We start from the raw sequence: 18,819 nt of genomic DNA, 5'->3' as shown, positions 1-18,819 counted from the left end.
TCGGAGCAGGCGCATAGGGTGGAGATGTGGCGAGAAATACGACGGAGGCAAAGCTGGACGAGTCCGAGCCGAGCGAGGACAAGCCCAAGGCCGAGAAGCCGGACGGCCGCAAACGTCGGTGGCGCGAGCACAAGATCGCTCGACGCGAGGAACTGGTCGACGGCACGTTGGCCGCGATTCGGTTGCGTGGCCGCGAGATCGGAATGGACGAGATCGCGTCGGAGATCGGTATCTCGAAGACGGTGCTCTACCGCTACTTCACCGACAAGAACGATCTGACCAGCGCCACCATGTCGCGGTACGTCGAAACGACACTTGCCCCACGGATCTACTCCGCCATCTCACACGAACTCGACGAGTACGAGCTCACCCGTGTGGTGGTGACCGCCTATGTCGAGACCGTTGCCACCGATCCCGAGGTGTACCTCTACGTCATGGCGAACAACGCGGGCAACAACCGCGATGTCGTCGCCGAGTCCGAGCGAATGATTGCCGAGTTGCTCTCGACCGTCCTCGGTGAGCGCCTCCGTCAACGTGAGATGGATTCCGGCGGATCGGTGCCGTGGGCCTTCGCCATCGTGGGCGCGGTCCAACTGGCCACCCACTGGTGGATCTCCAACAAGTCCATGTCGGCAGACGACCTGATCGATTACCTGTGCATGATGATGTGGGGCGGCATCCACGGTGTCGCGATGGCCGACGGGTCGCCCGCGAAGTTCAAATCGCAGCCGCATCCGCTGGTCGACGACGAGCCCAAACCTTAACGCCCGTCCCGATCGTCGTCGTCCAGAGGCACTTCTGCGCGCTGATCCAACACGTCCGAGGCATCGGCCTCGGTGGGTAGATCATCCGCACTCGGTTCGTCGGGCTCGTCCATGATCGGCAGATTCTGCTCGACGCGGTCCTCGGTCGGAGTTTCGATGGGTGATTCGCTCATGTCTCCATTCGTACCATCGCAGTGCACCCGTTCTCGTTTGAAACTCGAGCATGCCGGTAATCCGAAATTCCATGACCACACAAACATTGTCCGGACGCCGCGTCGCCATTCTCGCCACCGACGGTGTCGAGCAAGTGGAGCTGGTGCAGCCCCGCGAAGCTGTCGAAAACGCCGGAGCCACAGTCACATTGGTTTCACTCGACCACGGTGACATCCAAGCCATGGAGAGCGACGTTCATGCCGCCGACACCTTCACGGTCGATCGCGTCGTCGCAGACGTCTCGGTCAAGGACTTCGACGCGTTGATCCTGCCCGGCGGAACCACCAATCCCGACCAACTCCGCGTCGATGCGGACGCTGTCGAGTTCGTTCGCGCGTTCATGGACTCCCGAAAAGCTGTGGCCGTCATCTGCCACGGTGCCTGGACCCTCGCGGAAGCCGACGTCCTGAAGGGCCGAACGCTGACGTCCTACCCGAGCATCCGGACCGACATCCGCAATGCAGGCGGGACCGTCGTCGACGAGGAAGTAGTAGTGGACGGCAACCTGGTCTCGAGCCGCAACCCGGACGACCTGCCGGCCTTCTGCGCGAAGATCGTGGAGCATTTCGCCGCTTGATAGGTTAGCGTGCCCTATGCGCATTTCTCGTTCCCTGACGTTGCCTGCGGCAGCCCTCGCCTTCGCTCTCGCCCTGACCGCATGCAGCTCCGACGCCGGTGACGGCGGCAACTCCGATCCCGCCGAGTCGGGTGGCATCGTCGTTACCGACATGTTCGGCGAGGTGGAAGTGCCCTCGAACCCCCAGCGCGTGGTGGCACTCGGCTGGTCCGATGCCGAGACAGCGCTGGCCCTGGGCGTTCAACCCGTCGGTGCCAGTGACTGGCTCGGCGTCGGCGGAAACGGATTGGGCCCGTGGGTCGACGAGTCCTACGACACCGATCCCACGATCGTCGGGACCTTCGACGTCGACCTGGAATCGGTCGCGGCTCTGGCACCGGACCTGATTCTGTGGACGCGAAGCACCAACGACAAAGCCGTCTACGACGATCTGTCCGACATCGCGCCCACCGTCGCGGCACCGCCGGGAACCGACGTCGCCTACGGCACCACCTGGGACGGCCAGACCGAGATCGTCGCGCAGGCTCTCGGCAAAGTCGACGAGGGCAAGAAACTCGTCGACGACACCAAGGATCAGGTCGAAGAGACCGTCGCCGCCAACCCGGAGTTCGCAGGCAAGACAGTCGCCGTCGGCACGCTCTACAGCGGACAGGTCGGTGCCTACGTGCAGGGCGACACCCGCGTCGACTTCCTCGAATCACTCGGCCTGACGAACACCCCGGCCGTCCAGGATCTCGCCGAACCCGGAGCGTTCATCATCGAACTGTCGGAAGAGAACATCGCCGCGCTCGACGCCGACCTGACGGTCATGTTCCCCATCGGCACCGGACCCGAGGTGATCACCGACAACCCGTCGATCCAGGGTCTGCCGTCGGCACGCGACGGACGCCTCGTGGTGCTCGGTGACACGAACCTGTCCAACGCATTCTCGGCCGCCTCGGTCGCGGGTACCCGATACGCGCTGGAGAACGCAGTGCCACTGTTCGCAGCACCGCTGAAGGGCTAGATCACACTCGTCCCGGTGGGCTTGTCACGCTCTTCCCGGGGGCTTGTCACACTCTTCCCGGAGGGCTTGTTACACCCTCCCCGGGGGGAAGCCACCCGCGGCGATCGGGCCCCAGCTGTCGATCACTATGCGTATCAACGACTTTCCCTGCTTCACCATCGCCGCGCGGTACTCGTCCCAATCCGAGTGCTCGCCGGCGATGCTACGGAAGTACTCCACCAGAGGCTCGACGGCGTCGGGGAGATCGATGATCTCGGCCGTTCCGTCTACCTGCACGTAGTCGCCGTTCCAATCGTCGCTGTGCACCAGCACCGTGACGGCCGAATTCCGGCGAATGTTCAGCACTTTTGCGCGCTCCGGATACGTGGCGATCACTATGCGGCCCTCGGAGTCCACTCCCGCGGACACCGGCGAGACCTGCAAACCGTCGTCGCGTTTGCGGGTGATCAACGTGTGGTGATGTCGCGGAGAGACGAACTCGAGTAGCTGCTCACGCGTTGCGGATTCAGCTTTTGCAATCGTAGGGGCCATGCGTTCCATCGTAGAGAAGTAGTCTCCTCAACCATGGCCGACAACTCGAATTTGTGGACGCTGTCTCCCGTCGACGTGCTGCGCGCCGGTTCCTCTCCACGGGTGGAGGACATCGATTTCACTGCTACTCCGGGTTTCGACGGCAAGAAAGCACACGGCAACGACGTCCTCGAGCAGCGCGGCGCGGTCCTGGCCGCGCTTCAGGAGAAGCTGTATGCCCACGGACGCGCCGGGGGTACCAAATCCGTCCTGCTCGTGCTGCAGGGGATGGACACTGCAGGCAAGGGCGGCATGGTCAAGCACGTCATCGGGATGGTGGATCCACAAGGCGTCGATTTGGCGTCGTTCGGGGTTCCGACGCAGGAGGAGAAGCAACACCACTATCTGTGGCGTATCCGCAAGGCACTTCCGCGAGCCGGTCGGATCGGGGTGTTCGATCGCTCGCACTACGAGGATGTACTCGTCGTTGCCGTGCACGATCTGGTGCCACGACAGGTGTGGGAGAAGCGATTCGACGAGATCAACGCCTTCGAGAAGGAATTGGTCGACGAGGACACCGTCGTCGTCAAAGTTGCTCTGTTCGTCTCGTCGGACGAGCAGAAGAAGCGCTTGCAGGAGCGGCTCGATCGCCCCGAGAAGCATTGGAAGTACAACCCGGGTGATGTCACCGAGCGCGGTTTCCTACCGCAGTACCGGACGGCGTATCAGCGAGTTCTCGATCGCACGGATTCCGATCACGCACCCTGGTACGTCGTGCCCGCCGACCGTAAGTGGTACAGCAGATTGGCAGTTACCGAGATTCTGATCGACGCGCTCGAAAAGCTCGATCTCGATTGGCCCGCAGCCGATTTCGACGTCGAGCACGAGAAGCAGCGACTCGCCGAAAGCTGACGAGAAGGGCCCGCGACGTCATGTCGCGGGCCCTCGGTCAGATCTGGGTGGAGATCAGAACGTCGCTGCGTCGATCACGAAGCGGTAGCGCACGTCGGACTTGACGACGCGGTCGTAGGCCTCGTTGATCTTCTCGGCCGGGATGAGCTCGATCTCGGCACCGATGTGGTGCTCGGCGCAGAAGTCCAGCATTTCCTGGGTCTCGGCGATGCCGCCGACCATGGAGCCTGCGAACGACCGGCGGTTGGCCAGCAGGTTGAAGGCCGGCACCTCGAGTGGCTTCTCGGGAACACCGAGCTCGACGAGGGTGCCGTTGCGGGCCAGCAGGCCGAGGTACTTGCCCATGGGCAGGTTCGCGGAGACGGTGTTGAGGATCAGGTCGAACTTGCCCTGCAGATCCTTGAGCGCGGAAGTGTCCTTGGTGGCGTAGTACTCGTCGGCACCGTAGGCCTTGCCGTCGGCTTCCTTCGCGTCCGTCTGGCTGAGCACGGTGACGTGTGCACCCATGGCGTGGGCGATCTTCACGCCGATGTGGCCGAGGCCGCCCATGCCGATGATGGCGACCTTCTTGTCGGGGCCCGCTCCCCAGTGCTTCAGCGGCGAGTACAGCGTGATGCCTGCGCACAGCAGTGGTGCCGCTACGTCGAGCTCGACGCCCTCGGGGATGCCGAGCACGAACTTCTCCGTGACGACGATCTGGGTGGAGTAGCCACCGTTGGTGAACTCACCCTCGTACGTCTCCGAGTTGTAGGTCTGGACGACGCCCTTGGTGCAGTACTGCTCGTCGCCGTCGAGGCACGCCTCGCACTTGCCGCAGGAGTCGACGAAGCAGCCGACGCCGACGCGGTCGCCCACCTTGCGAGTGGTCACATCGGAGCCGACCTCGGCCACGATGCCGGCGATCTCGTGTCCTGGAACGACTGGGTAGGTGGTGCCGCCCCACTCGTTTCGGGCGGTGTGGATGTCGGAGTGGCAGATGCCGGCGAACTTGACGTCGATGAGGATGTCGTTCGGTCCGACTGCGCGGCGTTCGATAGTCGCCTTCTCGAGCGGGGCGTCCGGAGCGGTGGCCTGGTAAGCGGTAGCTGAAGTCATAACTACATTGCTACCTACGCATCTGTGTAAGCGCAACACAGCTACCGCTTCGACCAGGCTATTCCTTAGCTAAACGAGTCTTTCGCAACAGTAACGTCAGCCGTTCTTGGCGATGTTGACGCCCAGCCATCCAACGTACGCCACCAGACCGACCAGTCCGATCTTGCGTGTCTTGGGGTACGCGATCGCGACGCCGACTGCCAATTCGGTGGCCCCGTTGCGACTGATCCAGGTTCGCGTGTCCTTCGGGAACGGGAGCTTGGTGATTCCCTCGAAGGCCTCGGGGACCACGAAGTGGGCGGCGCCGGTGGCGGCCAATCCGATTCCGAATGCCTTGGTGACCAGACCGTTCGACTTCTTGGACTTGCTCACTGACGCGCTCCCTGCGATCGACGTGGTTGAACTGGCAAAACGACAATAGCGCTACGAGACGCCGGTTACTTTGCGACCCGGCCGTTTTCGTAGCGGTAGAACCCGGCTCCGGTCTTCTTGCCCACCTGCCCGGCCTCCACCATGCGCAACAGCAACGGTGGGGCGGCGAACAAGGGCTCCGCGAACTCGGAGTGCATCGAATCTGCAATGGCTTTCACGGTGTCGAGACCGATCAGATCGGCGAGTGCGAGTGGACCCATCGGGTGCGCGAGTCCCAGCACGGTTGCCTTGTCGACATCTTCCTTGGTGGCGAATCCGGATTCGACCATGCGAATGGCCGAGAGCAGATACGGCACGAGCAGCGCGTTGACGACGAAACCCGACCGGTCTGCGGAGCGCACCACCTGCTTGCCGAGAACGTCGCCGGCGAATTTCTCGGCGCGATCGGCAACTGCCTCGGAGGTCGCATCGGTGGTGACGAGCTCGACGAGTGGCAGTACCGGTACCGGGTTGAAGAAATGCAGTCCGACGATTCGGTTCGGGGCCGTGGTGGCGGATCCGAGCGTCGTGATGGGAATCGATGAGGTGTTGGAGGCAAGGACGGCACCGGGGTCCACCACGACGGCGTCGAGCTCGGCGAAGATGTCGGCCTTGATCTTCTCGTCTTCGAGCACCGCTTCGACGACGAGTTGACGGTCGGCGAAGTCTGAGAGATCGGAGGTGAAGCGCAGCTTGCATGCTGCCTGCTCGCGTTCACGTTCGGTGATCTTGCCGCTGCTGACGCCGCGGTCGAGTGATCGAAGGATGCGGCTGCGACCGGCCGTGGCCAATTCGCGAGTCTGTTCGTGCACCAACACGTCGACGTGTGCGCGGGCGCAGACCTCCGCGATTCCTGCCCCCATCTGCCCCGCTCCGACGATCCCCACCCTCTCGACCGTCACAGCAAACTCCTTTGAAATGCATTGCACAACAACAGCTTTGACGCGAGATAGGGGTAACTCTTGCCGGGTACGCCCAAGACCTTCGTGATACAGAACAGGCGGCCCGCAACAAAAGTTGCGGACCGCCTGACTGGTGCGCTGAAAGTCAGGAGAGGCGGTTAATGAAACTGGCCTTCTTCGGTGGAGCCCTTCAGTGCTGCCGTCGAGGTGTTGGGGTCGACGGTGGTGGCGATGCGGTCGAAGTAGCCCGCGCCGACCTCACGCTGGTGCTTGATGGCGGTGAAGCCACGCTCTTCGGCGGCCTTGAACTCGCGCTCCTGCAGGTCGACGAACGCGGTCATGCCTTCGCGGGCGTAGCCGTGTGCCAGGTCGAACATGCCGTAGTTGAGCGAGTGGAAGCCGGCGAGGGTGATGAACTGGAACTTGAAGCCCATTGCGCCGAGCTCCTTCTGGAACTTCGCGATGGTGGCGTCGTCCAGGTGCGCCTTCCAGTTGAACGAAGGCGAGCAGTTGTAGGCGAGGAGCTGATCCGGGAATTCGCTGCGAACCGACTCGGAGAACTTCTTGGCGACCTCGAGATCCGGCACGCCGGTCTCCATCCAGATGAGGTCTGCGTACGGTGCGTAGGCCTTGGCGCGAGCGATGCAGGGCTCGATGCCGTTCTTCACGCCGAAGAAGCCTTCTGCGGTGCGGGTTCCGTCGAGGAACTCACGGTCGCGCTCGTCGACGTCGGAGGTGATCAGCGTGGCTGCCTCGGCGTCGGTGCGGGCGATGATGACCGACGGCACGTCGGCGACGTCCGATGCCAGACGTGCGGAGGTCAGGGTGCGGATGTGCTGCTGGGTGGGGATGAGCACCTTGCCGCCGAGGTGGCCGCACTTCTTCTCCGATGCGAGCTGATCTTCCCAGTGCACGCCCGCAGCGCCGGCCACGATCATGGCCTTCTGCAGCTCGTAGGCGTTCAGTGCGCCACCGAAGCCGGCTTCGGCGTCGGCGACGACGGGAGCGAGCCAGTTCTTGACGGACGTGTCGCCCTCGATCTTGGCGATCTCGTCGGCGCGCAGAAGTGCGTTGTTGATGCGACGGACAACCGACGGCACCGAGTTGGCCGGGTAGAGGCTCTGGTCCGGGTAGGTGTGGCCCGAGAGGTTCGCATCGCCGGCGACCTGCCAGCCGGAGAGGTAGATCGCCTGGAGGCCGGCGCGAATCTGCTGCACGGCCTGGTTGCCGGTGAGGGCACCGAGCGAGTTGATGTAGTCCTCGTTGTTCACGAGGTCCCACAGGATCTCACTGCCGCGGCGAGCCAGTGTCGCTTCTTCGACGACGGTGCCCTGGAGGTCGGAGACCTGCTGTGCGGTGAAGTTACGGGTGACGCCCTTCCAGCGGGGATTGGTGTCCCAATCCTGCTGGATCTCGGCGGTGGTCTTCGGGGTGCCGGTGGTCGACATCTTCAGCTCCAGTCTCTTCTGCTTCTCGGCCTGCCTCGAGACGAATCTTCACATCGTTGCCAGGCCCTTCTGGTGTACTCCAAAACAATGGCACAACCCAAAACATGCGTCTACCAGTTGTTAGTGCCAATCTTGGCTAGCTTTCCCAGCGCCCTTGCTAAGTTTGCAAATTTTTGACACCGGCAAACCTCGCCGATCGGACGGCCGTGTTACTCGCCGGTAGGGACGAATCCCCAGTTGATGAACGCAATGCACAAAAACTCATACAGGACGCTTGTACGGTTTGGCGACGGCGTCTGAATCGAGTCAGAATCACGGCATGATGTGATCGACATCACAGCCATCTGATCCCACGATGTGAGCATGGCACGGGTTGCTCCACTCGACACCACTTTCGCCGGGATCCCCCGACCGACGTCACCGAGTGGAGCAGAAGTTGCACTCATCCACAGGTAGGCACCTGTCCACAGGGCATTCGATTTCCCCAGGTGGAGCGCCGGAGACCATCCGAGCCATCCCCGACGCTGCCGTCATGACACCCGCAAACCCCACCCCCACCAGAACAGGTCATTCCGCAGGCTCCACTCCCACCCGAACAGGTCATTCCGCAGGCTCCACTCCCACCCGAACAGGTCATTCCGCAGGCTCCACTCCCACCCATCTTCGGGAGCTTCTCGCCTCCGGCCTGCATCCGAGCACGATCTCGCGTCGCTTCACTCGCGTACTCCCGGAGGTCCATATCTCCGGGGACCCGTCGACGATGGATCGGTGTCAGGCCATCACGCTGTGGCGACCCGACGCCGTACTCAGTCACCGGTCGGCCGCGTACCTGCGCGGTTGGACTACCGAGCCGACCACGCTCGACGCGACCGTCCCTCGCTCGGCTCGGCTTCGACCACCGCCGTGGCTGCGGCTGCACCGTCGCGCACTCGATTCACATCTCGTCGACGAGGTCGGGTCTCTGCCCTGCACCACTCCTGCGCAGACGATGCTCGATTGCCTAGCGGTACTCCCCCGCCCAGAGGCCGAGTTGCTGATCGACGAACGCCTGAAATTCGGACTCGACCCCGCGTCGCTCATCTGCCTACTCGAGCAATTCCCGGGTCGACGCGGCAACGCAGAGTTGGCTCGTCAGGTCCGGCTGGCAGTGACAAGGTTCGCCTCGGAGCCGGAGCGCGCTTTGGGACGAGCGCTGCACCGGATAGGACTTCGTCTGGAGATGAACGCGGCGGTCGGCCCGTACGTCTGCGATCTCGTCGACCGCCGCAGTCGAACCATCATCGAAGTGGACGGACGCGAATTCCACAGTGCAGCAGAGGTGTTCAGCAGAGATCGACGCAGGCAGAACGCCCTGGTGCTCGATGGCTGGTTGGTACTGCGCTACTCGGCGTTCGATGTGCTCGCCGCGCCGGACGCCGTAGCTGCCGAAATCGCGTCCGTTGTCAGGCGGCGTCGGGAATCGCGGCGATGACTGCACACGATGCTCCACTCGCCGGGCCACAAGCGGAGTTCACCGGATCCGCAGCAACGAGTGGAGCAGCAGTTGCATCAGATGGGCTACGGCAAAGACTGCACATAAAGCACCACTCCCCGGGGCTGAGTGCGACGTTCATCGCAGACAACCCGGGGAGTGGAGCGTCAATTGCAGGGAGAGATCAGATTCGGACGCCGGTGTGCTCGTCGCTGGACGCAACCACCCTTGAGGCGATCGGGGCCCGACGCGACGCGACCACTCCGAGCGCGCCCATGGCAGCGATCACGAGTCCGCCGACGATGGCGAACAGGTCCGCGGCCAGCAGTCCGGACGGGAACACCATCAACGCGGGCGATACCGCGAGCAAGAGACCCAGGCCCACGTGGGTCCAGTGACTCTGCCTCGACGAGGATCCGATGGCCCACAGAGCGGACGAGGCGGCGAGGATGCCGAGTACGAGGATGGCACCGGTGACTTCTTGGTCTCCCTGAACGGGGAGCCAGACGGTGGCTGCAACGAGGACAGCTCCGGTGACGAAGACGACGAGGTCCCTGACGATTTCCGATGTGCGTTGACGGTTGTACATGACCGCTCCTCGAGGTGCGTGGTGAATAGCTCGTATACCGGTATACGCCCTTACTTCAGCTAATGTTCCCGATGATCACCGAATTGTGATCCAGCAGCTAGTTGTGAACGGTGTTAAGGCATTTCTTCGCAGGCGTAGCCTGGCGATGTGTCCAAGACCTTCGTCGGCGTGCGGCTACGGCAGCTCCGCAGCGAACGCAGCATGAGTCAGGTATCGCTGGCACAGAAGCTCGGGATCTCCGCCAGCTACCTCAACCAGATCGAGCACGACGTGCGACCGCTGACGGTGCCGGTGCTGCTCCGCATCTCCGAAGTGTTCGGCGTCGACACCTCGTTCTTCTCCTCCGAGGACGACACCAGGTTGGTTGCCGAACTCCGCGAAGTGGCGCTCGATCAGGACATGGGTATCGACGCCGATGCACACGAGATCGCCCAGATGGTCAGCTCTCACCCACAATTGGCGCGAGCGATGGTCAACATGCACCGCCGATACCGCAATACGACGGCTCAGCTGCTGGCCGCGACCGAGGAACGATTCTCCGACGGCAGTGGCAGTGGTTCGATCAGCAAGCCGCACGAAGAAGTGCGCGACTACTTCTATCAGCGACAGAACTACCTGCACGAGCTGGACACTGCGGCGGAAGCACTGACGTCGAGGATCCGATTCCATCGCGCCGACGTGGGCGGTGAGATCGCCAAGCGACTCCGAACGGTGCACGACGTGCAGATCGTCAATCGCATCGACCTCGGCGAGAACGTGCTGCACCGTTTCGACCCGCAGACACGAGTGTTGGAGATTTCTCCACACCTGTCCGGCGGGCAGAAGGTGTTCCGGTACGCCGCCGAACTGGCCTACCTCGAATGCGGAGATCTTCTGAACAAGATGGCCGACGAAGGCAATTTTTCCAGCGAGTCGTCGAAGAAGCTGGCGGTACTCGGCTTCGCCAATTACTTCGCTGCCGCAACAGTGTTGCCGTATCACCACTTTCACGACGTAGCCGAGGATTTCCGCTACGACATCGAGCGGCTTTCGGCCTTCTTCTCGGTCAGTTACGAGACCATCTGCCATCGACTCTCCACCCTGCAGAGACCCGAGTTGCGGGGCGTGCCCTTCTCGTTCGTCCGCGTGGATCGCGCGGGCAACATGTCGAAACGACAGTCCGCCACCGGCTTTCACTTCTCGTCGAGCGGCGGCACGTGCCCACTGTGGAATGTGTACGAGACGTTCGCCTACCCCGGTAAGATCATGACGCAGATCGCCGAGATGCCCGACGGCCGCAGCTATCTGTGGATCGCGCGCACCGTGGAGCGTCGAGCAGCGCGTTACGGTCAGCCGGGCAAAACCTTTGCAATCGGCCTCGGTTGCGAACTCCGTCATGCCGGGAGGCTGGTGTACGCCGATGGCCTGGATGTGCAGGGCTCGGCGGCTGCTACGCCGATCGGAGCGGGCTGCCGGGTCTGCGAACGCTCGAACTGCCCACAACGCGCCTTTCCTCCTTTGGGCAAGGACCTCGACATAGACGAGCACCGAAGTTCGGTGTCCCCGTACCTAGTTCGCTGACGAATAGGAGAATTGCAATGACGCGAATCGGCGTTGTACTCAGGCCCGAGCTCGCCCCGGAAGCAATCGTCGAAGCGGCGCGCGCGGCCGACGCCGCAGGCGTCGACGAGGTGTGGCTGTGGGAAGACTGCTTCTTCTCCGGTGGACTGTCCACTGCTGCACTGATTCTCGCGAGCACCGATCGCGTGAACGTCGGCATCGGGGTATTGCCCACTCCGATGCGGAACGTGGCGTCGACGGCCATGGAGATTGCCACCATTGCCCGGGTTCATCCGGGGCGGCTTCGGGTGGGACTCGGTCACGGCGTTCAGTCGTGGATGGCTCAGATCGGTGCGCGAGCGCAGTCGCCGCTGACGTTGCTGAGCGAACAGATGGCTGCGCTGACCAGTCTGCTTGCAGGCGAGACGGTTAACGTGCAGGGCCGTTACGTCTCGCTCGACGAGGTGAAGTTGAATTGGCCGCCGCTGCAGCCACCGCCGCTCCTCGTCGGTGCGACCGGGCCGAAGACCCTCGCCCTGAGCGGCCGCTGCAGTGTGGGAACGATCCTGACGAGCGAGACATCACCGGAGCAGCTTCGCTCGGCCATCGAGCACATCGACGGTGGGCCCGAACACGACGTGGTCGTCTATGTGTCGGCCGGATCCGATCCGGTCGACATCCAACGCTGGCTCGACGCAGGAGCCACCACCGTGGTGCTCGAACCCTCTGCGGACGCGGCCGATCCGACCTCGTTGTTCGCACAGGCGGCGTCTGCGACGGCCCGATTCGGCTCGTAGCGACGCTGAACTCGCAGTGAGCACACCTACTGCTCGCGCAAGAACCGACCCGCATCCGCGAACGCCCGTGCTCGACGCGTCAGCGTGGGTGGCGCTGGCGGCTCACCTCGCCACAGGCGGTAGAGCGTGCTCATGCTGAGGATGAGTCGTTCCGGTGAGTCCCAGTGGGCGTACTGCCCGAATTCGCGTGATTTCAGTAGGTTCAGGGCGGCCTCGGTCGATCCGAGCCCGGCGTCGAAGCAGCTCCGTCCCGCCTCTGCCACCCAGCTCCAGTATTGACGGACAGCGCGAATCTCGTCGGTGCCGCACAGCGGTCCGTGGCCGGGAACGTAGACGTCTGCATCGAGTTCGAGGAGGTGGTCGAGGGCATCGATCCAGTTCTGCAGCGGCCCGTGCCAGAGCACCGGGGTGGCCTCGATGAACAGCAGGTCACCGGCGAACACGACTCCGACGTCGGGTAGGTGAGCGATGAGGTCGCCCTCGGTGTGCGCCGGTCCCAGATAGCGCAAGTGGACGGATCGCCCTGCGACGTCGATTGTTTCGGTGGTTTCGAAGGTGTGGTCGGGTAGCCGCGGCAGTGCGCTGGGGAAGGTGGCACCTCCTCGGACTCGGTTCATGTACGAGCCCATTGCTCCGAGCGGTCCCGGCACCCACCCGACCTTGCCGCCGAAGGACGCGAACGCGTCCACCCCTTTCGGTGGTGTCTCCTCCTTCATGGCGTGCAGCGACGCGGCGCTGGTGGTGATGCGCGCAGAGGCGGGAACCGAGTCGTTTCCCCACCAATGATCGCCGTCGGAGTGGGTGTTGAGCACTTCGGTGATCGGCGCGTCTGCGACCAGGTCTGCCGTATCGGCGGCCACGCGCGCTGCCCAATTCGTGTCCCAGACGGTGTCGATCAGCATCGACGCGGAGCCGGGCGCCACGATGAGTCCGGTGTTGGTCTGTCCCCAACTGCCCGGCGGCCGCATGAAAGCCCAGGTCCCGTCGGCGATCTGCCGGTATCCAACCTCTGTGTCCGTCACTGCCCCAGGCTAGCCGGTGAGCAACTCGTGCACGCGCGAGTCCCATCTTCGCTCCGGGAAGCATCTGTTCAGTACCTCGATCATGATCGGCACGGCCGTCGATGCCCCAGGGGATGCACCGAGGACGGATGCGATGCTGCCGTCCTGTGAGACAACCACTTCGGTGCCGAACCGCAGTTCGCCGTTCTTGACGATCTGGGCACGCTGACCGGCACTGACGATCGACCAGTCTTCCGAATCGGCACTCGGCGCGAACTCACGTAGTGCGGCAATTTTCTTCGCTCGGGTGGCGGTCAACTCGGAGAGCAGCAGCCTGATCAATGGCGTGTTGGCCCGGGCCATCGACACCAGCGATCCAACATTGTCTCGGCTGATCGAACGCGGAAGGTCCAGCAGCGATCCGTGTTTCAGGAATTTGGGATTCGCTCCTGCGTACGGGCCGAAAAGAATGGAGCGCTGCCCGTCGACTATGCGAGTGTCCAGATGCGGAACCGACATCGGTGGCGCGCCGATGGGCGGCGTCCCATACACCTTGGCGTTGTGGCGATCGACCACCTCGCTCCGGTCGCAGCGCAGAAATTGCCCACTGATCGGCAACAGCCCGAAGCCGTGCGCATCGGGAATTCCGGCTCTGCGCAGTAACTTCAGGGCCCAACCCCCGGCACCGAGGAACACGAATCGGGCGCGCTCCACCGGTCGACCACCTCGAACGTCGAGTCGCCAAGATCCATCTCGATTCTGCGAAAGGTCACGTACTTCCCGTCCGGTTTCCACGCTTGCCCCTGCCATTGTCATGGCGTCGAACATCTGTCGCGTCGCTGCGCCGAAGTCGACGTCGGTACCCGTTACGTCTCGGGTCGCAGCCCAGCTACCGGTGCGGCCCTCGGCCACCAGCGGTGACCATTGCTGCAGGACTGCAGCGTCTTCGGTGTACTCCATCGCCTCGAACAACGGGTGCGTTCGCAGCGCACGATGCCTTGCGCGGAGGAATTCGACGTTGCCGGAACCCTGGACGAGAGTCATGTGCGGCACAGGACGTACAAACTCGGCCTGGGGCAACGCCGACCAGAAACGCCGGGTCGTTGTGAACTGCTCGGCGATACCCACTGCCCGGTCGATGTCGACAGAACCGTCGGATCGCATTGTTGTGTAGTTGGTTTCGCACAGACCGGCATGCCCGGTTCCGGCGTTGTTCCACCCATCGGTTGCTTCCGCCGCCACCCGAGGAAGGCGCTCGAGCACCCGAATCGACCAGGTCGGTTCCAATTTCTGCAGCAGCGTCCCGAGTGTTGCGCTCATGATTCCGCCGCCCACAAGAATGACGTCGTCCACCGTCCGCCCCCACTTTCTCGTACTAAGTACGAGTCACGCTAGCACCGACTCGTACACCTGTATAGTTCTGCCGATGCCACGCCTGAGCAGGACTGCGGTCGTCGACGCCGCTCTCGACGTCGCATATCGCCATGGCCTGGACTCGCTCACCATCCGCAAGATCGCCACCGAACTCGGCGTCTCACCGATGGCGATCTACTGGCATGTGAAGAACAAGGACGAGCTGCTCGATGCCATGGGTGACCGCGTCTGCCAGGACCTCGAACTCACCTTTGATCCCACCGCCCCGTGGTGGCAGCAGCTACGCACCGTGCTCGCAGACTTCATGCAGGCCTTGCGAGCCCACCCGGGCGCAGCCGACATAGTTGTTCCTCGAATGTTGTTTTCCCCCAACAGCAGAGAGGCCATGGAGTTGGCGTTGAAGGCTCTCGGCGAGGCCGGTTTCTCCCTTCCCGACGCCACCCATCTGGCCCGCCACGGCGTCCGGGTCGCCATCTCGCTCGTCACCGAGCCCTTGTTCACCGGTGTCGAGGTCGAGCCCGAGCGTCGGGCACACGTCGAGCGGGAGGTGGCCTCGACGATGGAATCACTCGATCCCGTCAGATTCCCGAACATTCTGGCGTCGGCCGAACACCTCGGCGATCCAACCTCCCGTCCGGCATTCGAGAAGCTCGGGCTCGACACGTATATCGCCGGCGTCAGAGCACTCGCCGACACCCCTGACGTTTCGTCCTGATCGATCGCGACACGCTGGACATGTCGTCAGGTGGCGAACTGTCGTCCGTGGGTGCAGGCTTTGCAGAACCGAAAACAGTCGACGCTAGGGGTTCAGTGATGACGGTGCCTGTCCTGCAGAACTACATCGACGGGGCGTTCGTGACGCCCTCGGGGACCGAGATGCTCGATGTGATCAGCCCGGTGGACGAGACAGTCGTCGCGCACTCCCCCATCTCCGATGCGGCCGACGTCGAAGCCGCAATGTCGGCCGCCGCCAGCGCATTCGAGACCTGGGGCAAGACGACGCCGAGTGAGCGGCAGAAGGTGCTTCTGAAGCTCGCCGACGCCATCGAGGCGCAAAGCGACCAGATCGTCGAGGCGCAGAGCCGCAACACCGGTCAGCCCAAGGCCACCATCGCCGCCGAGGAAGTCACGGTCGGGGCGGATCAGATTCGATTCTTCGCCGGTGCCGCCCGGATGCTCGAGGGTAAGTCCGCGGGCGAGTACATGGACGGCTTCACTTCGTACGTGCGCCGCGAACCGATCGGTGTGGTCGGCCAGGTGACCCCGTGGAACTACCCGTTCATGATGGCGATCTGGAAGATCGGGCCCGCCTTGGCCGCCGGCAACACGATCGTGCTCAAGCCCAGTGACACCACTCCCGAAAGCACGTTGGTGTTGGCGAAGCTCTCGAAGGGGATCGTTCCCGACGGCGTACTCAACGTTGTCCTCGGCAATGGCGGCACCGGTGCCGCGATCGTCGAGCACAAGACTCCAGGCCTGGTGTCGATCACCGGATCCGTACGCGCCGGCATCGCGGTGGCAGTGGCCGCCGCCAAGCAACTCAAGCGCGCGCACCTCGAACTCGGTGGCAAGGCACCGGCAATCGTCTTCGACGACGTCGACATTGCCAAGGCCGCCGACGGTATCGCCGAGGCCGCGTTCTTCAATGCCGGTCAGGACTGCACCGCCGTCACCCGCGTTCTGGTACATGAGTCGGTCCACGACACCCTCGTCGATGCGCTTGTCGCCAAGGCAAAGACGCTGAAAGTCGGCCTCCCCGACGATCCCGACACCTTCCTCGGACCACTCAACAACATCAACCACTTCGGGCAGGTGAGCGCCAAGGTCGACGGGATCGGCGCCCATGCCACCATCGTCACCGGCGGCAAGCGCATCGGCGACAAGGGTTTCTTCTTCGAGCCCACCATCATCACGGGCGTGCAGCAGTCCGATCCCATCGTGCAGGAGGAGACATTCGGGCCGGTTCTCACGGTCCAGAAGTTCTCCGACGAGGCCGAGGCGATCGCTCTTGCCAACGACGTCGACTTCGGTCTTGCATCGAGCGTGTGGACATCCGATCACGCACGCACACTTCGGGTCTCGGCAGCTCTCGACTTCGGTGCCGTCTGGGTCAACTGCCACATCCCGTTGGTCGCGGAGATGCCGCACGGCGGATTCAAGTACTCCGGTTACGGCAAGGACCTCTCGGCGTACGGCGTCGAGGACTACACCCGAATCAAGCACGTCATGAGCTCGACGGAGACCATCGCATGACTTCTCATCCCCTCGACCCACTGTCCAGCGACGAATTCGCCGCCGTAGCCGAGGTTCTCGGCCGCGATCACGGCGTCGGCGACGGTTGGCGCTACGCCTCCATCGAGATGATCGAACCGTCCAAGCCCGAAATCGCCGCGTTCGACGCGGACGGGACCGTACCTGCCCGTCGAGCAGTCTCGGTGGTATTGAACCGCGCCGAGAACAGCACCTTCAAGGCCGTGGTGTCACTGGACGATCGCACCACCGAAACGTGGACGAACATTCCGGACGTGCAACCCAACTTCACCGTCGACGAGTGGGAGGAGGCCGACGCGGCCTTGCGTGCCCACCCCGATGTGATTGCCGCCCTCGCCGATCGAGGTTTCACCGATCTGGATCTGGTGTTCATGGACACCTGGACCTACGGCGAGGCGGTGACGCCCGAGAAGTACAAGGGTCGACGCCTCGGCTGGTCCGATACGTGGGTCAAGGCCGCGGAGGGTGCCAATCCCTATGCCGGGCCGGTGGGCGGATTTCACTGCGTCATCGACGTGAACACGATGGAATTGCTCGAGATCGAGGACACGTATCGCGTCGAGCGGCCGGAGATCATGGGCGAGTACGTCCCTCGCCACATCCCGGAGCGGATCAGGAACGCGAGCACGCGTCCGCCGCTGAAGCCCCTCGAGATCACTCAATCCGACGGGCCGTCGTTCGAGCTCGACGGCAACAAGTTGACGTGGCAGAACTGGTCGCTGCGCGTGGGATTCAACTACCGCGAGGGCATGACGCTGCACGCCGTCAGCTACAACGACAACGGAAACGTGCGGTCGGTCGCGAATCGAATGTCGTTCGCGGAGATGGTCGTTCCGTATCGCGATCACACCGAGGATCACTATCGGCGCACCGCGTTCGACATCGGCGAGTGGGGTCTCGGTTTCATGACCACCTCACTCGAGCTGGGCTGCGACTGCCTCGGCGAGATCCGCTACCTCGACGCGGTACTGCACAACAGCAAGGGCGAGCCGTACACGATCACCAACGCGATCTGTATCCACGAGGAAGACAACGCCGTGCTGTGGAAGCACGTCGATCACGACGCCGGGGCCGAAGTGCGGCGCATGCGTCGCCTCACGGTCAGCTTCCACGCGACCGTCGCGAACTACGAGTATCTCGTCTACTGGCGGTTCTACCAGGACGGCAACATCGAGTGCGAGGTTCGCGCCACGGGCATCATGGTCGTCACTCACTTCGACGAAGGCAGCACTCACCCGTCCGGCACGCTGGTCGACAATCGGACGTACGCGCCGTATCACCAGCACTTCCTCGTCGCCCGGCTCGATCTGGACATCGACGGCACCGAGAACACTGTGTATTCCAGTGAGACGCAACGGGTTCCGATGGGTCCCGACAATCCGTACGGCCTCGCCCTCACTCAGGTGAACACTCCCCTGACCACCGAGTCGGAGGGCAAGCAGGATTACGACTGGAACACCCAGAAGGCGTGGAAGGTCGTCAACGACAACGTCACCAACGGTCTCGGCACTCGTCCCGCCTACAAGTTGGTGCCGGGAGCGGCAATTCCGTCGATGTTCGATCCTGCGTCGCCGATCTTTCAGCGCGCCCAGGTGATCGGACATACCGTGTGGGTTACCCCCAATTCACCCGACGAGCGTTGGCCCAGTGGTGAATTCGTCAACCAGAGCGGGATCGACCACGGCCTGCCGGAGTGGACCGAAAAGGATCGAAGCATCGAGAACACCGATGTCGTCGTCTGGTACACCTTCGGTATCCACCACATCACGCGGCCGGAGGACTGGCCGGTGATGCCCGCGGACACCGTCTCGTTCTGGCTCAAACCGTTCGGATTCTTCGATCGCAATCCCTCTCTCGACGTTGTGGCGTCGGAGCCGAAGTCGTGCCATACCGATCCCGGTAGCACCTGTCATTAGCTCGCCCAACCCTCAGGGAAGGT

The 18,819-nt window shown here is 63.2% G+C and carries 19 protein-coding genes; 10 read left to right on the top strand and 9 right to left on the bottom strand.

The window, feature by feature from the left end; all coding sequences use genetic code 11:
- Positions 1 to 26: 26 nt before the first annotated feature.
- Positions 27 to 764: a TetR/AcrR family transcriptional regulator gene (locus AC5WEY_RS22650; RefSeq protein ID WP_057475114.1), complete on the top strand. Its 738-nt coding sequence runs from the start codon at positions 27 to 29 to the stop codon at positions 762 to 764.
- Here AC5WEY_RS22650 and AC5WEY_RS22645 read toward each other — a convergent pair.
- A complete protein-coding gene (locus AC5WEY_RS22645; RefSeq protein WP_495647641.1) occupies positions 761 to 937 on the bottom strand; it encodes an Rv3202a family protein in 177 nt (58 codons plus the stop codon). The two genes, AC5WEY_RS22650 and AC5WEY_RS22645, sit on opposite strands and share 4 nt — an antisense overlap.
- 71 nt (positions 938 to 1,008) lie before the next feature.
- Here AC5WEY_RS22645 and AC5WEY_RS22640 point away from each other — a divergent pair, with 71 nt between their 5' ends.
- Entirely contained in the window at positions 1,009 to 1,554 is a 546-nt protein-coding gene (locus AC5WEY_RS22640) for a type 1 glutamine amidotransferase domain-containing protein (RefSeq protein ID WP_495647640.1), read from the top strand.
- 16 nt (positions 1,555 to 1,570) lie between these two features.
- Complete coding sequence (locus AC5WEY_RS22635; protein WP_495647639.1) at positions 1,571 to 2,560, top strand: iron-siderophore ABC transporter substrate-binding protein; 990 nt, start codon at positions 1,571 to 1,573, stop codon at positions 2,558 to 2,560.
- Between the two features lie 69 nt (positions 2,561 to 2,629).
- Here AC5WEY_RS22635 and AC5WEY_RS22630 read toward each other — a convergent pair whose 3' ends face one another.
- Positions 2,630 to 3,091: a PPOX class F420-dependent oxidoreductase gene (locus tag AC5WEY_RS22630; protein WP_495647638.1), complete on the bottom strand. Its 462-nt coding sequence runs from the start codon at positions 3,089 to 3,091 to the stop codon at positions 2,630 to 2,632.
- A gap of 33 nt (positions 3,092 to 3,124) precedes the next feature.
- Between AC5WEY_RS22630 and AC5WEY_RS22625 the strand changes: the two genes are divergently transcribed.
- Entirely contained in the window at positions 3,125 to 3,982 is an 858-nt protein-coding gene (locus AC5WEY_RS22625; protein WP_057475111.1) for a polyphosphate kinase 2 family protein, read from the top strand.
- Between the two features lie 54 nt (positions 3,983 to 4,036).
- Here AC5WEY_RS22625 and AC5WEY_RS22620 read toward each other — a convergent pair whose 3' ends face one another.
- The 4 genes from AC5WEY_RS22620 to aceA form a co-directional block, all read right to left on the bottom strand.
- Entirely contained in the window at positions 4,037 to 5,077 is a 1,041-nt protein-coding gene (locus tag AC5WEY_RS22620; RefSeq protein ID WP_057475110.1) for an NAD(P)-dependent alcohol dehydrogenase, read from the bottom strand.
- 96 nt (positions 5,078 to 5,173) lie between these two features.
- Positions 5,174 to 5,449, bottom strand: a complete 276-nt coding sequence (locus tag AC5WEY_RS22615; RefSeq protein ID WP_269607782.1) for a DoxX-related protein — start codon at positions 5,447 to 5,449, stop codon at positions 5,174 to 5,176.
- 65 nt (positions 5,450 to 5,514) lie between these two features.
- Entirely contained in the window at positions 5,515 to 6,390 is an 876-nt protein-coding gene (locus AC5WEY_RS22610) for a 3-hydroxybutyryl-CoA dehydrogenase (RefSeq protein WP_495647637.1), read from the bottom strand.
- 158 nt (positions 6,391 to 6,548) lie between these two features.
- Positions 6,549 to 7,838 carry an isocitrate lyase gene (gene aceA, locus AC5WEY_RS22605; protein WP_032386173.1) on the bottom strand — a complete coding sequence of 430 codons (1,290 nt, stop codon included), beginning with the start codon at positions 7,836 to 7,838 and terminating at the stop codon, positions 6,549 to 6,551.
- 532 nt (positions 7,839 to 8,370) lie between these two features.
- Between aceA and AC5WEY_RS22600 the strand changes: the two genes are divergently transcribed.
- Entirely contained in the window at positions 8,371 to 9,309 is a 939-nt protein-coding gene (locus AC5WEY_RS22600; RefSeq protein ID WP_495647636.1) for a DUF559 domain-containing protein, read from the top strand.
- 184 nt (positions 9,310 to 9,493) lie between these two features.
- Here the strand turns inward: AC5WEY_RS22600 and AC5WEY_RS22595 are convergent, their stop codons facing one another.
- Positions 9,494 to 9,898 (bottom strand): SPW repeat domain-containing protein, encoded by a 405-nt coding sequence (locus tag AC5WEY_RS22595; RefSeq protein ID WP_495647635.1) that lies wholly within the window; start codon positions 9,896 to 9,898, stop codon positions 9,494 to 9,496.
- Between the two features lie 147 nt (positions 9,899 to 10,045).
- Here AC5WEY_RS22595 and ramB point away from each other — a divergent pair, with 147 nt between their 5' ends.
- Together ramB and AC5WEY_RS22585 are read left to right on the top strand one after the other, a co-directional pair.
- Positions 10,046 to 11,458, top strand: a complete 1,413-nt coding sequence (gene ramB / locus AC5WEY_RS22590) for an acetate metabolism transcriptional regulator RamB (protein ID WP_495647634.1) — start codon at positions 10,046 to 10,048, stop codon at positions 11,456 to 11,458.
- 17 nt (positions 11,459 to 11,475) lie between these two features.
- On the top strand, positions 11,476 to 12,234 hold the full coding sequence (locus AC5WEY_RS22585; protein ID WP_495647633.1) for an LLM class flavin-dependent oxidoreductase: 759 nt from the start codon (positions 11,476 to 11,478) through the stop codon (positions 12,232 to 12,234).
- A gap of 26 nt (positions 12,235 to 12,260) precedes the next feature.
- Here AC5WEY_RS22585 and AC5WEY_RS22580 read toward each other — a convergent pair whose 3' ends face one another.
- Positions 12,261 to 13,256, bottom strand: coding sequence for an MBL fold metallo-hydrolase (locus AC5WEY_RS22580; RefSeq protein WP_495647632.1), 996 nt, complete (start codon positions 13,254 to 13,256; stop codon positions 12,261 to 12,263).
- Between the two features lie 9 nt (positions 13,257 to 13,265).
- Complete coding sequence (mqo, locus tag AC5WEY_RS22575) at positions 13,266 to 14,588, bottom strand: malate dehydrogenase (quinone) (protein WP_057475103.1); 1,323 nt, start codon at positions 14,586 to 14,588, stop codon at positions 13,266 to 13,268.
- Positions 14,589 to 14,661: 73 nt separating this feature from the next.
- Between mqo and AC5WEY_RS22570 the strand changes: the two genes are divergently transcribed.
- The 3 genes from AC5WEY_RS22570 (at position 14,662) to AC5WEY_RS22560 (ending at position 18,796) form a co-directional block, all read left to right on the top strand.
- Complete coding sequence (locus AC5WEY_RS22570; protein WP_057475102.1) at positions 14,662 to 15,324, top strand: TetR family transcriptional regulator; 663 nt, start codon at positions 14,662 to 14,664, stop codon at positions 15,322 to 15,324.
- Positions 15,325 to 15,422: 98 nt separating this feature from the next.
- On the top strand, positions 15,423 to 16,862 hold the full coding sequence (locus AC5WEY_RS22565) for a gamma-aminobutyraldehyde dehydrogenase (RefSeq protein WP_495647631.1): 1,440 nt from the start codon (positions 15,423 to 15,425) through the stop codon (positions 16,860 to 16,862).
- Positions 16,859 to 18,796: a primary-amine oxidase gene (locus tag AC5WEY_RS22560; RefSeq protein ID WP_495647630.1), complete on the top strand. Its 1,938-nt coding sequence runs from the start codon at positions 16,859 to 16,861 to the stop codon at positions 18,794 to 18,796. The genes AC5WEY_RS22565 and AC5WEY_RS22560 overlap by 4 nt, the downstream gene beginning before the upstream one ends.
- Positions 18,797 to 18,819 lie beyond the last annotated feature (23 nt).

Source organism: Rhodococcoides sp. S146-33, assembly GCF_059489205.1.
This window is presented reverse-complemented; position numbering and strand designations above follow the sequence as displayed.

Coding starts and splice junctions, on each gene's coding strand:
- AC5WEY_RS22645 (WP_495647641.1), bottom strand. CDS start 937: ATGAGCGAATCACCCATCGAAACTCCGACCGAGGACCGCGTCGAGCAG.
- AC5WEY_RS22640 (WP_495647640.1), top strand. CDS start 1,009: ATGACCACACAAACATTGTCCGGACGCCGCGTCGCCATTCTCGCCACC.
- AC5WEY_RS22635 (WP_495647639.1), top strand. CDS start 1,571: ATGCGCATTTCTCGTTCCCTGACGTTGCCTGCGGCAGCCCTCGCCTTC.
- AC5WEY_RS22630 (WP_495647638.1), bottom strand. CDS start 3,091: ATGGCCCCTACGATTGCAAAAGCTGAATCCGCAACGCGTGAGCAGCTA.
- AC5WEY_RS22625 (WP_057475111.1), top strand. CDS start 3,125: ATGGCCGACAACTCGAATTTGTGGACGCTGTCTCCCGTCGACGTGCTG.
- AC5WEY_RS22620 (WP_057475110.1), bottom strand. CDS start 5,077: ATGACTTCAGCTACCGCTTACCAGGCCACCGCTCCGGACGCCCCGCTC.
- aceA (WP_032386173.1), bottom strand. CDS start 7,838: ATGTCGACCACCGGCACCCCGAAGACCACCGCCGAGATCCAGCAGGAT.
- AC5WEY_RS22600 (WP_495647636.1), top strand. CDS start 8,371: ATGACACCCGCAAACCCCACCCCCACCAGAACAGGTCATTCCGCAGGC.
- AC5WEY_RS22595 (WP_495647635.1), bottom strand. CDS start 9,898: ATGTACAACCGTCAACGCACATCGGAAATCGTCAGGGACCTCGTCGTC.
- AC5WEY_RS22585 (WP_495647633.1), top strand. CDS start 11,476: ATGACGCGAATCGGCGTTGTACTCAGGCCCGAGCTCGCCCCGGAAGCA.
- AC5WEY_RS22570 (WP_057475102.1), top strand. CDS start 14,662: ATGCCACGCCTGAGCAGGACTGCGGTCGTCGACGCCGCTCTCGACGTC.
- AC5WEY_RS22565 (WP_495647631.1), top strand. CDS start 15,423: ATGACGGTGCCTGTCCTGCAGAACTACATCGACGGGGCGTTCGTGACG.
- AC5WEY_RS22560 (WP_495647630.1), top strand. CDS start 16,859: ATGACTTCTCATCCCCTCGACCCACTGTCCAGCGACGAATTCGCCGCC.